General features: G+C 48.9%; 16 protein-coding genes and 1 tRNA gene. 11 read left to right on the top strand and 6 right to left on the bottom strand.

What is annotated here, in order from left to right:
- Window positions 1-5: 5 nt before the first annotated feature.
- The 3 genes from HH301_RS04590 (at window position 6) to HH301_RS04580 (ending at window position 2,163) form a co-directional block, all read left to right on the top strand.
- Complete coding sequence (locus HH301_RS04590; protein WP_169567076.1) at window positions 6-641, top strand: DNA-3-methyladenine glycosylase family protein; 636 nt, start codon at window positions 6-8, stop codon at window positions 639-641.
- 122 nt (window positions 642-763) lie between these two features.
- Window positions 764-1,315 (top strand): HNH endonuclease, encoded by a 552-nt coding sequence (locus tag HH301_RS04585; RefSeq protein ID WP_169567074.1) that lies wholly within the window; start codon window positions 764-766, stop codon window positions 1,313-1,315.
- Window positions 1,316-1,434: 119 nt separating this feature from the next.
- Window positions 1,435-2,163 carry a hypothetical protein gene (locus HH301_RS04580; protein ID WP_169567072.1) on the top strand — a complete coding sequence of 243 codons (729 nt, stop codon included), beginning with the start codon at window positions 1,435-1,437 and terminating at the stop codon, window positions 2,161-2,163.
- Between the two features lie 22 nt (window positions 2,164-2,185).
- On the opposite strand, the gene HH301_RS04575 is transcribed toward HH301_RS04580, so the two are convergent.
- Genes HH301_RS04575 through HH301_RS04565 form a run of 3 tightly spaced genes read right to left on the bottom strand, consistent with a single transcriptional unit; the run spans window position 2,186 to window position 3,875 of the window.
- Window positions 2,186-2,764, bottom strand: a complete 579-nt coding sequence (locus tag HH301_RS04575; protein ID WP_169567070.1) for a demethoxyubiquinone hydroxylase family protein — start codon at window positions 2,762-2,764, stop codon at window positions 2,186-2,188.
- 31 nt (window positions 2,765-2,795) lie between these two features.
- Window positions 2,796-3,278 (bottom strand): disulfide bond formation protein B, encoded by a 483-nt coding sequence (locus tag HH301_RS04570; RefSeq protein ID WP_169567068.1) that lies wholly within the window; start codon window positions 3,276-3,278, stop codon window positions 2,796-2,798.
- Window positions 3,279-3,293: 15 nt separating this feature from the next.
- Window positions 3,294-3,875 carry a YqaA family protein gene (locus HH301_RS04565; RefSeq protein WP_169567066.1) on the bottom strand — a complete coding sequence of 194 codons (582 nt, stop codon included), beginning with the start codon at window positions 3,873-3,875 and terminating at the stop codon, window positions 3,294-3,296.
- 242 nt (window positions 3,876-4,117) lie between these two features.
- On the opposite strand from HH301_RS04565, the gene HH301_RS04560 reads away from it, so the two are divergent.
- Both HH301_RS04560 and HH301_RS04555 read left to right on the top strand, forming a co-directional pair.
- Entirely contained in the window at window positions 4,118-4,831 is a 714-nt protein-coding gene (locus tag HH301_RS04560; protein ID WP_169567064.1) for a response regulator, read from the top strand.
- A 77-nt stretch (window positions 4,832-4,908) separates the two neighbouring features.
- Window positions 4,909-4,994 (top strand) — tRNA-Leu (locus tag HH301_RS04555).
- 74 nt (window positions 4,995-5,068) lie between these two features.
- On the opposite strand, the gene HH301_RS04550 is transcribed toward HH301_RS04555, so the two are convergent.
- From HH301_RS04550 to HH301_RS04540, 3 genes are read right to left on the bottom strand one after another with little or no spacing between them, the layout of a single operon-like run.
- Complete coding sequence (locus tag HH301_RS04550; protein ID WP_169567062.1) at window positions 5,069-5,482, bottom strand: response regulator; 414 nt, start codon at window positions 5,480-5,482, stop codon at window positions 5,069-5,071.
- Between the two features lie 13 nt (window positions 5,483-5,495).
- Entirely contained in the window at window positions 5,496-6,041 is a 546-nt protein-coding gene (hpt, locus tag HH301_RS04545) for a hypoxanthine phosphoribosyltransferase (protein WP_206378171.1), read from the bottom strand.
- Between the two features lie 18 nt (window positions 6,042-6,059).
- Window positions 6,060-6,830, bottom strand: coding sequence for an MJ0042-type zinc finger domain-containing protein (locus HH301_RS04540; RefSeq protein WP_169567059.1), 771 nt, complete (start codon window positions 6,828-6,830; stop codon window positions 6,060-6,062).
- Window positions 6,831-6,960: 130 nt separating this feature from the next.
- Here HH301_RS04540 and ftsE point away from each other — a divergent pair, with 130 nt between their 5' ends.
- The 6 genes from ftsE (at window position 6,961) to HH301_RS04510 (ending at window position 12,838) form a co-directional block, all read left to right on the top strand.
- Window positions 6,961-7,659, top strand: a complete 699-nt coding sequence (ftsE, locus tag HH301_RS04535) for a cell division ATP-binding protein FtsE (RefSeq protein ID WP_169567057.1) — start codon at window positions 6,961-6,963, stop codon at window positions 7,657-7,659.
- On the top strand, window positions 7,656-8,543 hold the full coding sequence (locus HH301_RS04530) for a cell division protein FtsX (protein ID WP_169567055.1): 888 nt from the start codon (window positions 7,656-7,658) through the stop codon (window positions 8,541-8,543). The genes ftsE and HH301_RS04530 overlap by 4 nt, the downstream gene beginning before the upstream one ends.
- A 1-nt stretch (window position 8,544) precedes the next feature.
- Window positions 8,545-9,093, top strand: a complete 549-nt coding sequence (gene gmhB, locus HH301_RS04525) for a D-glycero-beta-D-manno-heptose 1,7-bisphosphate 7-phosphatase (protein ID WP_169567054.1) — start codon at window positions 8,545-8,547, stop codon at window positions 9,091-9,093.
- Window positions 9,090-9,698, top strand: a complete 609-nt coding sequence (locus HH301_RS04520; protein WP_169567052.1) for a YdcF family protein — start codon at window positions 9,090-9,092, stop codon at window positions 9,696-9,698. The genes gmhB and HH301_RS04520 overlap by 4 nt, the downstream gene beginning before the upstream one ends.
- Entirely contained in the window at window positions 9,695-10,426 is a 732-nt protein-coding gene (locus HH301_RS04515; protein WP_169567050.1) for a 1-acyl-sn-glycerol-3-phosphate acyltransferase, read from the top strand. The genes HH301_RS04520 and HH301_RS04515 overlap by 4 nt, the downstream gene beginning before the upstream one ends.
- Window positions 10,427-10,513: 87 nt before the next feature.
- Window positions 10,514-12,838, top strand: coding sequence for an adenosylcobalamin-dependent ribonucleoside-diphosphate reductase (locus HH301_RS04510; RefSeq protein ID WP_169567048.1), 2,325 nt, complete (start codon window positions 10,514-10,516; stop codon window positions 12,836-12,838).
- Window positions 12,839-12,844 lie beyond the last annotated feature (6 nt).

Here is a 12,844-nt window from a genome sequence, read left to right as displayed (position 1 = left end):
ACCAAATGTCGGAATCCTTTGAAGAGGCTATCCGCTTAATCAAGCAAACGGATGCTGATTTTCGGGAAGCCTTAACCGTTATTTCTCCAATCCCCAGCCGAAAACGGCCTGCGACTTTTGAACAATTGGCAAAAATTATTGTCGAACAGCAGGTCTCACTTGCCAGCGCGGCGGCCATTTGGAAGCGGTTATCAGATGCCATTACTCCATTTTCGCCAGAACAACTCATTAGCCTCACCGAGGATGAGCTAAGAGCCCTAGGCCTTAGCCGGCAAAAAGCCCGCTACTGTCACTCTCTCGCCGAGCATATTCTGGAAGGTGTGTTGGAGCTTGATCTGCTGCACGAAATGACCGATGAACAATCATTGGAGGCCCTGATCCAAGTAAAAGGAATTGGCCGCTGGACAGCTGAAATCTATCAAATTAGCTGCCTTGGCCGATTGAATATCTGGCCAGCAGGTGATGTTGCCTTACAAGCGGCCTATCAACATCTCAAAAAGCTGCCAGAGCGGCCGAACTTGGCCCAGATGGACAGCTTTGGTGAACCGTTTAGCCCATACCGAACGGTCGCGGCACAGATTCTCTGGCGCTATTATTCGGACGTTGTTCGAAACACGCAAAAGCCGACCCCTCAATATTGAATATACCGACATACAGTAGGGTCACAAATTCTTAACACAAAATACTGTATTAGGGTTTGATTTTTTATCCATAACGCGCCAAACTATAGATATCACTAATGCTTACATGAGGCTTGTGATCAGTGTTAGCGTCTGCGGAAAAATTTCCGGCGTTGGTTCTAAATGCCGATTATCGTCCCCTCAGCTATTTCCCATTATCGCTGTGGTCGTGGCAGGATGCCCTGAAGTCTGTCTTTCTCAATCGTGTCGACATCGTTTCTGAATATGACCGGGTCGTTCATTCACCCAGTTTTGAGATGAAACTTCCCAGTGTTATTTGCTTGAAGCGGTACGTTCACCGTCGGCGACAACCCGCCTTTACCCGTTTTAATCTGTTTCTCAGAGATGGCTTTCACTGCCAATATTGCGGATCAAGTGAAGACCTGACTTTTGATCACGTAATGCCACGTCGATTAGGAGGTCAGACCAGTTGGGAGAATATCACAACGGCTTGCGCCCGTTGCAACATGATCAAGGGTGGACGTCTGCCCAAAGATGCAAATATGTATCCCAAGGTAAAGCCCTATATTCCCTCCTCAGAAAATTTGAATGAAATGGGTCGACACTTTCCGCCCAACTACTTACATGAAAGTTGGCGAGATTTCCTCTATTGGGATATTGAGTTGCTAGAATAGAACTTAGTCATACCTTCCACTGGTATAACGAGGACATCTATTGCCTTTCTTGTATTCAGTCGGTAATACATTGACTGTTTTCAACTCAGCGGAATTTTTCCTGTAAGCGTGACAAAAATATGAACTACGGACTTGGTCTTTCTGAAAAGAAAAAGGCGCGCGATCGCCGGAATAAGTTTTTCAAATTTGTTTTCTACATCTGCCTGTTGGGCGGAGCGGGCGCATATGGGTATTTCGAGGGTCAAGCTGAAGCGGACCGTCGGGTTGCCAATTCCCAGGATCAGGTCAATATTCTGGCTCAGGAAAACACCAACCTAAACGAGAAAATCCGCTCCGCCATGGATAAGCAGAGTGCTGCTCTGGCCGAAGCTCGTGGTTGGCGTGATAAATATGAAACAGAAATCCCAAAAGGTCCGACCTTGGAAATTCTACAACTCGTTCAAAGCCGCTTGAACGATGGTATGGACCCCACACGTTTGATTAACCTCATCACCCTTGCACAGAATGAGAGCAACTGTGATGAAACGGCTGAACAAAAACGCTTTATCGTCAACACACCGATTTACAGCTCACCAGACAATTCAATCAGTCTGGGAGATGGCTCAGTGACCGTTAGCGGTGAAGGCCAGCCCACTCTGAATACTGAAGGCAAGCCGGAAGCCTGGTACGATCCAGAAAAGCCTGTCACAATTTCCTTTACCCAACTGGGCGGAAAAGCGGAAAAGGTCTCTGGAACCCTTCCCATTCATAAAAGTCTTGTGTTTGGCGCAAATGAATATCGCTTCAGCATCTCAAAAGGACGTCAGAGCTTCGCAGCCATTTCAGTCATAAGATGCGATTTCCCCTAGAAAAACGGGGCTTTAAATTACTTTAGATGCGGGAGGATAGCCAGATCGCCAGTTTTGATCCGGCCTTCACAGCACCGGTCAGCAATTCATAGCCAGGGGCCTCAGCGGCCCCTTTTTCACGCGCTATGTCCCGATGCTCAATCTCTTCATCTCTAAATTTCTGGATTTGCGCCTTCAATTCGGCTTCATCTTCGCCCAGTTGATCCAATTGCTGCTGATAATGCTCGTCAATAACCTCTTCAACAGCTTCCGTGCAGGCCATAGCAGCCTCTTTCCCGAGCATTGCCGTTCCTGCGCCGAGCGCGAAGCCGGCCACATTCCATAAAGGTGAAAGGATTGTTGGCCGCACCCGGCGATCACCGATCAGTTTTTCAAAGGCTTCGCGGTGAACAACTTCCTGCTCCATCATATGTTTAATGGTATCGGCCTGATCTGTATTTTTGAGCACCGCATACTGGCCTTCATAAATTCGGACAGCACCGAACTCGCCCGCATGGTCGACCCGAATGATCCGATCCAGAAGCTCTTCTTTATTCAAATCACCCGGCTGCCGGCCTTCGCCTGTAAATTTTGGAGTGGTTTTTTCAGATCCGTTTTTCATCACAACTCTCCAGATCAATGCCGCAGGTCAACTAGCGTTCCTGACGCAATGATAGCAGCATAAAAACTACCATCACAACAGCTAGAAGGAAATTATATCCAGCCATAGAAATACCAAACATTTCCCAGGCGATTTCATCACATTTTGTAATGGGCGCCGCCATGATTTGCGCCTTCAATTCGGCGAGAGATTTAACGGGTATGGAATCTGCAGAACATGAAGATGTGCCTTTCCACCATTTCTGCTCCACCCCCACATGAAATGCAGCAATCCCGGCCGTGGTAGCAAACGCGATAGCCGCTAGAAGCTTAAACCAGATCTGGGCTATCTGGTTTTTCAAAAGGACTGCCAGAAGGCAGATCGCAATAACTGCCGCATAGGGCCAGCGTTGATAAACACAGAGAACACAGGGCTGCAAATCAAAGCCATATTGTGCGACAAACACCGCCCCCAGCGTCAAGACGCTGACCAGAAGAGCAATCCAAAGGGAGGATTTCAGAACTGCTTGTACCAAGAGGAGGGGCTCCTTTTAGAAAAGGTATTTCAAAGCGACAAAGCTGCCAAACAAGATGACAAAAAATAAAACCGTGAGGATTCCCAGGTATTTCTCAATAAAATCCCGGATTGGCTCACCAAATTTATATAGTAACCAGGCGACCAAAAAGAAGCGGGCACTTCTGGACAAAACGGACGCCAGCATAAAGATCGCCAAGTTCAGACTGACAGCACCGCTGGCAATTGTAATCACCTTATAAGGAAAAGGGGTCAGCCCGAAAAAAGCGACAATCCACCCACCCCATTCTGTATAGCTGTCCGCGAACCGGGCGAATTTTTCTTCATACCCATAAAAGGCAATAATCGGTTCTCCAATCAGCTGGAAGAAATAATGCCCGATAACATATCCAAGCACACCCCCAAGGACCGAAAACAGACTGCAGATGAGGGCAATTTTAAAAGCCTCTTTTCGCTTTGCCAATACCATCGGGATCAGCATCACATCTGGCGGGATCGGAAAAATCGAGCTTTCGACAAAAGAAACGGCGGCCAAAAATCCTTTAGCCTGCGGCCTTGCAGCCAATCCCATCGTAAAGTCGTATAGTTTGCGAATCATTCGCCCCACCCGCGGAAATAACCTTGTGAGCCCAATTTAGGAGAAATACTGATTTGTCTGCAAGCAGTTATCAAAAACTCAATGAATTTATTCACTTGCGATATTGTTCCGGCTGATACATCTTTTGAAATAGTCCTAAAATATACCCGCTATTGATTTTGTAACTTTTTTATTACAAGATAATATTGTGGAGATTGGTTTACTCCGTCCAACTCACTCGTAGCAGAGGATAGACCGCCATAATGATGCAGAAAATTCTGATTGTTGATGACGAGCCAGAGCTCAGAGAAGTCTTGAGAGAAACTCTGGAACGGGAAAATTATGTGGTATCCGAAGCTGCCAACGCAGAGGAAATGCGCCGGGTCTTCAGCAGCGATGACTTCGATCTGGTTCTTCTGGATCTGATGCTGCCCGATGAAGATGGATTAAGCCTGACCCGTTACCTGAAAGAAAGATCCAATGTGGGTGTTATCATTCTGACCGGTAAGGGAGAGAGTGTTGACTTGATTATCGGGCTCGAAATGGGCGCTGATGATTATGTTGCCAAGCCCTACAATCGGCGGGAGTTGCTCGCAAGGATCAAAAGCGTCATTCGCCGCACGGGATCTGCAACTCCGAAAAACGGGCGTACCACTGCGGAAAAAACCTGTATTAATTTCTCAGGATGGGAACTGGATCTGCCCCACCACAAATTAGCGGCACCAGACGGATCAGACGTTCCTTTGACTATGGCAGAGTTTCAGCTGCTTCGTGTACTGCTCGAAGCTCCAGGACAGCCTGTTGATCGAGGCAAGCTCAGCCTGAAGATCTTCAACAAGGAACTCAAGGAAAACAGCCGGAATATTGATGCCCTCGTCCGTCGTCTTCGCCAAAAACTCGAGATTGATGAAAACCAGCCGCAGATGATCAAATCAGTCCGTGGATCTGGTTACACCATCCTGACGACACTGGATTAAATCAGGTAATTTTCTGAAAAACATAAAGTGGAGTTGACCCCGTTTAAATCATGGGTATAGTGCGTCTACTTCACAGGGCCCCTGTGGCGGAATTGGTAGACGCGACGGATTCAAAATCCGTTGTCCTTAGGACGTGCCTGTTCGAGTCAGGCCAGGGGCACCATCTTCTTCAAATCGATGAATAGATTTGACAACGCTTGCGATAAGTTTCGGATGAGTTGTTAAGAAGAGCCGTGACTAACGGCTAAGTCCGTAGTCCTTGGTCGAGGCAACTGAGCCGGACCCTTTTTCAGACTGCAAGGCCTCTTCAACTTTTTCGCAGATCTCTGTCAGTGTAAAGGGCTTGGCGACGACGTCGTGAATCAAATCCTCAAGATTGTAGGCGCGTTGTTTCTCCGCCGCATAGCCGGTCATCAGAAGGATTCTCAAATTGGGAAAATCTTTTGCGACCTTCAAAGAAAGCGCAATGCCGTCCATGATGGGCATGACAATATCCGTCAGGAGAAGATCGAAAGCTTCATCATTTTGCAATGCATGCAAAGCTTCCGCGCCATCACGAACAGCAACAACCTCGTGACCGTGGTGGGTTAATGCCCGCTGCACAAATTCACGAAGCGATGCTTCATCTTCTGCAATCAGAACCCGCGCCATGCCCCCTCATTTCCTATTCGCTGACGATATGCCCAATATAGGGAAGTTCCCGATAATAATGCGCATAATCAAGTCCATAGCCAATCACAAACAAGTCAGGACAATCAAAACCAACGAAATCGGCCTCAAAATCCACAACCCGTTTCCCCTTTTTATCCAACATGAGGCAGGTTTTCACCATTGCCGCCCCGCGCCCAAGCAGTTCACGCGTTGCAAACTCCATTGTCCGACCTGATTCCAGGATATCGTCGATCAAAAGGACCTTGCGCCCTTTTACCGTGTCCATGATATCGCGGGTAATCACAACCGTACCGCTGCTAATCTTTTTGTCGCCATAAGATGAAAGCGCCATAAAATCGATCTGTGGCTTCACACCAGCGTGGTGCAGGGAGCGGATCAAATCCGCCGCAAACACAAAACTTCCTTTCAGAACAGCAATAACGAGAATATCGGATCCCATTTCCTGTTCAATCTGTTCAGAAAGTTCATTGTTTCGCTTTTCAATATCCGCGCTTGAGAAAAGGACCTCAATATTTGGATTTGGCTCAACACTAGCCATCATTATCTCCACATCTAATTACTGGTGGCTTTCGCCATCCTGTTCAGGTTTCTTCATCAGGTCCTTCGGCGCGATCAGATGCGCCTTAACATGCTTTGCTTCCTCAGGAGGCTGGTTCATGCTGGAGGAGAATTCGATCTCTCCCCAAGGGGTTACATGTGTTTCCTCAATAGAGGTGCTCCAGCTGTAAACATGGTGACCATTTGAATCCACCAATTGAATTCCAATTCGCGGAATGGGCTGCTCCTCGCCCGTAATATTTTTGATCCGGCCTGTAACTGTCAGTCTGACAATACCATTTTCCAGAATGGATTTGGTCTTCAAATCATGAATTTCCAAACCCAACAGGTTGGTTGTCTTCACATCTAGTTTCAGCATCTGATAAAGTTTTGCAGACGCCGGCCAGAACTGCACAACATAATTCCGTCCGTGATATCCACCGACCCCGATCCCGGCCAGGATCAGAATAAACAATAACCAGCCAAAGATTGATTTTTTTCTGCGGCTTTTGGTTTCCACTTGCTGAGCCCGTTGCTGACGCATCTGGGTCATCTGCTCAATGCTCATCCCCTGATCCTCAGGCGCAGGGGCCTCCGGTTCAGGTGCTTTTTCAGGCTCCTGCACGGGTTCAGGGGTAACTTCCTGGACAACCTGTTTCGGCAAGTCTTCGGGTGGGTACTCACGCCATTTGTGTCCACATTTGGCACATTTCACCATCCGCCCCTCAGCTCCGACTGAGGCGGTGTCAATTGAGTATCGTGTTGAACAGGATGGGCAAGTCAATATCATGGGTAAGACACTTATTCTGTCCAAAGGTTAAACGTTCTTTTTTATAGGCATATCAAAGAAGATGCACAAGACTAGGCAATAAATCCACTTTAGATTATCTTTGCCGCGTAATTTTTTAAGGGAGGGCCATTTGGTCGTATTTGAAAATGTCGGAATGCGCTACGGAATGGGGCCCGAAGTCCTTCGGGACATCAACCTCCACCTGCCCGCAGGTTCTTTTCACTTTCTGACCGGCCCAACCGGCGCTGGTAAAAGCTCCCTGCTCAAATTACTCGCCCTCTCACATCGTCCAAGCCGCGGGCTTTTAAGCCTTTTCGGACAGGAAGTCAGCAATCTGGATCGATCGGACCTCCCTGAGTTTAGACGGAAAATCGGAGTGGTTTTTCAGGACTTCAGGCTTCTGGATCATTTATCGGCATTAGAAAATGTGGCCCTGCCCCTTCGAATCGCAGAAATAGAAGAGGAGCTCATCCACAAAAATGTCACAGAGCTTCTGAACTGGGTTGGACTGGGTCACCAGATGGAGGCAAGACCTCCAACCTTATCGGGTGGTGAGAAACAGCGTGTCGCCATCGCCCGGGCCGTGATTAATCGACCACAGCTCCTCATAGCGGACGAGCCGACCGGTTCCATGGACCCCGAAATGGGCCTGCGACTCATGCATCTCTTCCAGGAGCTGAATAAACTTGGGACAACCGTGGTGATCGCGACCCATGATATTGGTTTGATTGATAGATTTCGAGCTCCAGTCCTTTACCTAAAAGACAGCACAGTGCATTTTGCTTCTGCAGAACAGTATCTTGCCAAACTTCAACGGAGTGATATGTGACTGGTTTTTTTGGGATTTCACCAGAGTTACAGCTGGAAAAGGATGCATCCAGCAGATATCTCCCGGTCGTTATTGCCACAATGGTTTTTTTGGCATCTCTGTCCTTGATCGGTTTGTTCTCCATTCACGCGGCTGTCAGCAACTGGTCTGCCGCCGTTAGTGGAAACCTCACCGTCGAGATTGCCTATGATGACAATGTCGATCTAGATGCCCGGATGAACAAAGCGGTTGAGTTTCTGAATGAGTTTCCCGGCATTGATAGCGTAAGGGCGCTGACACTTGATGAAACCGCCGATCTATTGGCACCCTACCTGGGACGCGCGGATGTCATCAAAAAACTGCCCCTGCCGCGACTGATCGAAGTCACCATTGCAGAGGGTGGGTCGGTTGACTTGCTGGCAACCGCCAAGAAACTGTCAACCGCTGTCCCTGGCGCAATTTTGAACACGCATCGTCCCTGGCTGGATAAGATGATCCTGCTGGCCCGAAGTGTTCAGACCATCGCAGCGGCCATCATGCTGCTGATTGGGGTCGTCACGGTAATTATTCTAGTGTTCGCCGCCCGTACAAGCATGGTCATGCACCATGATATTATCGAGGTGTTGCATCTGATCGGGGCCAAGGATGGGTATATTGCCCGGCAATTTCAGAACTATTTTGCCAAACTCAGTCTTTATGGTGCCGTTCCGGGCCTGATAATTGCCATCATCGTCATGCAGGTTATTTCCTATCTGGCAGATCGTTTGCAGGCTGGCCTGATCACACCACCTGAGCTTCCGCTTGAGGGTTGGTTTAGTCTGGCATTAGTCCCTGTTTTAGTTACCCTATTGACGACGGTGACAGTCCGGATCATTGTTCTGACAAGCTTAAAACGGATGATGTAGCGTGTTGGTAATCTTGGACAGAGATGGCGTTATTAACGAAGATCGAACCGATTTTGTAAAAACGCCAGACGAACTTGTATTTATAGACGGTGCGTTAAGTGCCATTTCCCGCCTCAATAAAGCAGGGCACACGGTTGTGATTGCAACGAACCAGTCTTGTATTGGTCGCGGGATCATAACGACCGACACACTGACAATCATTCACCAAAAACTGACAAAAAGCCTGAAAGCCGCTGGCGGCTGGGTTGATCAGATTTTCTTTGCTCCCGATGCTCCGTGGGAAGCGACCAACATGCGAAAGCCAGGCGACGGCATGATGAAGGCGGCTTTGAACCAGTTTGGGGCGAAACCTTCCAACACAGTGGTCATTGGCGACAGTCTTCGGGATTTGCAAGCTGCCGCCAGCTCTGGTTGCCATCGGTGCCTTGTTCAAACCGGCAAGGGTGTCAAAACCCAAAAGGAAGGGCTTCCAAGAGACATACTTCCTGTTGCTGTGGCTGCATCCTTAAGCGAAGCGGTGGACTTCATCGAAGCAGGACGGTTTCAATGAGAGGCCGACTTGGGTTTGCGATTAAACTCCTTGCGCTGCTATTTTGCATCTGGCTTGGCGGATTTATTACCTATGCACAAGAAGTCTCCGAACCCAACAGTGCCACACTTACCTCAGCCGACGGCATTGTCATTTTAACCGGCACACCAGCCCGACTGAAGGTTGGCCTGGATCTATTGAGAGAGGGCGCCGCCAAACGGGTTCTCATTAGCGGTGTTAATAAGCAAATCAGTAGTGAAACTTTGCGGATTGCAATGGGTGAAAGCCAGAAAATCATGGACTGCTGTGTGGACCTTGGTCGAAACGCCAAGGACACTGTCGGCAATGCTTTTGAAGCTTCTATCTGGGCAGAAGAGCATGGTTTTGATAGCCTGCTCGTTGTCACCAGCGCCTATCATATGCCCAGAAGCCTGGTCGAGTTTAAACGCCAAATGCCGGCTAAAACTCTTTATGCTTACCCAACCCTCAATGAAAACTTGCTCTTTCAACATTGGTGGCAAAAACCTTCAGCGGGCCTTATTCTGGCATCAGAATATAATAAATATGTCGTTAGCCTGATCAGGGCCAACCTTGAACGCCTCGCCATGGCAGGAGACCGCGCGTGATTCAAATCAGATCCCTTCTTTTCTTTTTCTGCTTTTGGCTGTGGTCAGCCTTCATGAACCTGATTTTCATTCCCTTTTTGGCCCTGGATAAATCCTGGATCGTGAGGGGTCAGGCTATCTGGACCAAAGGCATTATGGTTCTGATGCGGATCATCTGTAACCTGAAGGTGGAGGTCAGAGGCAAGGAATATATGCCAAAAGGCAAGGCGATCATTGCCTGCAAACATCAATCTGCCTTCGAAACCATGGCCGTCCACTGGCTGTTTTCAGATCCGGCCGTTATCCTGAAAAAAGAGCTGCTGCGGATCCCGATTTATGGCTGGTATTGTCAGAAAACAAAAATGATCGCCGTTGATCGAAAAGGCCATGCAGCTGCCCTTCGAAGCATGTTGGATCAAGCCAAGGCTGCACTGGATGACGAGCGGCAGATCGTTATCTTTCCAGAAGGCACGCGGACAGCAGTTGATGAGGCAGGTGACTACCAACCCGGTATCGCCGCGCTTTATAGCAAACTCAATCATCCTGTTATCCCGGTCGCCCTAAATACGGGCCTATACTGGCCAAGAAAGAAGTTTATCTGCCGGCCCGGAACCATCGTGATTGAATTTTTCCCCCCTATTGAAGCAGGTCTCAAACGCCCTGAATTCATCAACCGCCTTAAAAGCACCATTGATGAGAACACGGCTCGCCTAGTCCAAGAAGGTCGCGAAAAACACATCGATGCTTAAGGATGTACTTTCGGTTGCAGTTTGTATCCCATCTGAATTTAGCCTATAATTCAGACAGCTTTTGCACACCAAATGGAAGAAGGGCTGATGGCTGCACTCGCACCGATCTCAAAACAGATTTGGGATATGAAATACCGTTTCCGCTCCCCTGACGGGAATACCGTTGAGGGAACTGTTGAGGATACCTGGAGACGGATTGCGAAGGCTTTGGCAGTCCCCGAAAAAAATCCCGACAAGTGGGAAGAGGTCTTTTACAAAGCCCTGGAAGATTACAAATTCCTGCCAGCAGGACGTATCATTGCAGGGGCTGGCACCAAACGGCGTGTTACATTGTTCAACTGCTTTGTCATGGGCACGATCCCTGACAACATGGCTGGCATCTTCGACAATTTAAAAGAAGCAGCCGTCACCATGCAGCAAGGCGGTGGCATCGGTTATGATTTCTCGACCTTGCGTCCAAAAGGCGCTCCGGTGAAAAGCATGGGATCTGATGCATCTGGCCCTCTCAGCTTCATGGATGTCTGGGACAGCATGTGCCGCACGATTATGAGCGCAGGCTCTAGGCGCGGAGCGATGATGGCAACCATGCGCTGCGATCATCCAGATATTATTGATTTCATTAAAGCCAAGGAAGACCCCGGTCGTCTTCGGATGTTTAATCTTTCTGTGCTGGTAACTGACGCTTTCATGGAGGCCGTCAAAAAAGATGACCCCTGGGACCTGGTGTTTGAAGGAACGCAGTATAAGACCCTAAAAGCGCGAGAGCTTTGGGACACTATTATGCGCTCAACCTACGCCTTCGCAGAACCCGGTGTCATTTTCATTGACCGGATCAATGCACGCAACAACCTGCATTATTGCGAGACAATTTCGGCGACCAACCCGTGTGGGGAACAACCGCTGCCACCTTACGGCGCGTGCCTTCTCGGCTCCATAAATCTGACCCGTTTTGTCAAAAACCCCTTTGAATCTGATGCCCATATTGATTTGAAGGAAATGACCGAGGTAATTAAAACCTCCGTCCGCATGATGGATAATGTGATTGATGTATCCGGGTTTCCGCTTCCCGAACAAGAGAAAGAGGCCAAAGGCAAACGTCGAATTGGTTTGGGCATAACAGGACTTGCCGATGCCCTGATCATGTGTGGGGTGCGATACGGATCTGATGAAGCCCTCTCTCTCACCCGGCAATGGATGACAAGCTTCCAAAAAACCGCTTATCTCGTCTCAAGCGAACTGGCAGCAGAAAAAGGGTCTTTCCCACTTTATGATGAGGAGCCTTACCTCTCGGGTGAAACTATTCAGTCGCTGGATCCAGAAATACAAGCCGCCATTCGAAAGAACGGTATGCGAAATGCCCTCGTGACCTCGATCGCGCCGACGGGGACTATTTCGCTTCTTGCCAATAATGTCTCGAGCGGTCTGGAGCCGGTCTTCAGCTTCTCCTACACACGAAATGTTTTGATGCCAGATGGCAGCCGCAAAGCGGAGGAAGTCTCTGATTACGCCTACCGGCTCTTCCGCAGGATCAAAGGAGATACTGCGCCCCTTCCAGACTATTTTGTGGATGCGCAGGTTCTGAGCCCACAAGATCACGTGAAAATGCAGTCCGTAGTGCAGGAGTTTATTGATAGCTCCATTTCCAAAACCATCAATTGTCCGGAAGACATCAGTTTTGACAGCTTTAAGGACATTTATCTGAAAGCTTATGAGATGGGTTGTAAGGGCTGCACGACCTACCGGCCAAATGATGTGACCGGCGCGGTTCTGGAGACCCGATCCGACGCCCCGCGGACCACAGACCAAACAAGCCTGCCCCTGAACGAGCCAGAGCCCAAACCCCGGGATCATCTGGAGGCGGGTGGTGTGGTTTATATGACCAAGCCACTCGATCGGCCAGGTACAATTCCAGGGCAAACCTATAAACTGAAATGGCCGGAAAGCAATCACGCCATGTATATCACCTTGAATGACATCATTCAGGATGGCCGCAGAAGACCCTTCGAGATATTCATCAACTCAAAGAATGTGGAACATTTCGCCTGGACCGTCGCCCTAACGCGGATGATTTCTGCAGTTTTCCGCCGGGGCGGGGATGTGAGTTTTGTCGTTGAAGAACTGAAAGCTGTTTTTGATCCAAGGGGCGGTGCCTGGATGCAAGGTCGGTATGTTCCCTCTCTCCTTGCGGCTATTGGCGATGTGATTGAAACCCATATGATCCAAATCGGATTTTTACCGAGCACAAAATCGAACCAGAAATCTTCCGAAGCTCAGGTCAGTGTATTAAATGATCCTTCTGGAAGACCGACCAGTGGGTTGCAACGTCAATGTCCAGAATGCGGAGAAGCCGCACTTGTTAAAAGCGAAGGCTGCGATACCTGCACCTCTTGCGGATTTTCCAAGTGTAGCTAGAGCGGT

This window comes from Sneathiella limimaris, assembly GCF_012932565.1.
In the GTDB taxonomy this organism is placed as follows: domain Bacteria; phylum Pseudomonadota; class Alphaproteobacteria; order Sneathiellales; family Sneathiellaceae; genus Sneathiella; species Sneathiella limimaris.
The sequence above is the reverse complement of the archived record's forward strand: the minus strand, read 5'-3'. Positions and strand labels throughout refer to the sequence as shown.

Coding starts and splice junctions, on each gene's coding strand:
- HH301_RS04590 (WP_169567076.1), top strand. CDS start 6: ATGTCGGAATCCTTTGAAGAGGCTATCCGCTTAATCAAGCAAACGGAT.
- HH301_RS04580 (WP_169567072.1), top strand. CDS start 1,435: ATGAACTACGGACTTGGTCTTTCTGAAAAGAAAAAGGCGCGCGATCGC.
- HH301_RS04575 (WP_169567070.1), bottom strand. CDS start 2,764: ATGAAAAACGGATCTGAAAAAACCACTCCAAAATTTACAGGCGAAGGC.
- HH301_RS04565 (WP_169567066.1), bottom strand. CDS start 3,875: ATGATTCGCAAACTATACGACTTTACGATGGGATTGGCTGCAAGGCCG.
- HH301_RS04560 (WP_169567064.1), top strand. CDS start 4,118: ATGATGCAGAAAATTCTGATTGTTGATGACGAGCCAGAGCTCAGAGAA.
- HH301_RS04550 (WP_169567062.1), bottom strand. CDS start 5,482: ATGGCGCGGGTTCTGATTGCAGAAGATGAAGCATCGCTTCGTGAATTT.
- hpt (WP_206378171.1), bottom strand. CDS start 6,041: ATGGCTAGTGTTGAGCCAAATCCAAATATTGAGGTCCTTTTCTCAAGC.
- HH301_RS04540 (WP_169567059.1), bottom strand. CDS start 6,830: ATGATATTGACTTGCCCATCCTGTTCAACACGATACTCAATTGACACC.
- HH301_RS04520 (WP_169567052.1), top strand. CDS start 9,090: ATGAGAGGCCGACTTGGGTTTGCGATTAAACTCCTTGCGCTGCTATTT.
- HH301_RS04510 (WP_169567048.1), top strand. CDS start 10,514: ATGGCTGCACTCGCACCGATCTCAAAACAGATTTGGGATATGAAATAC.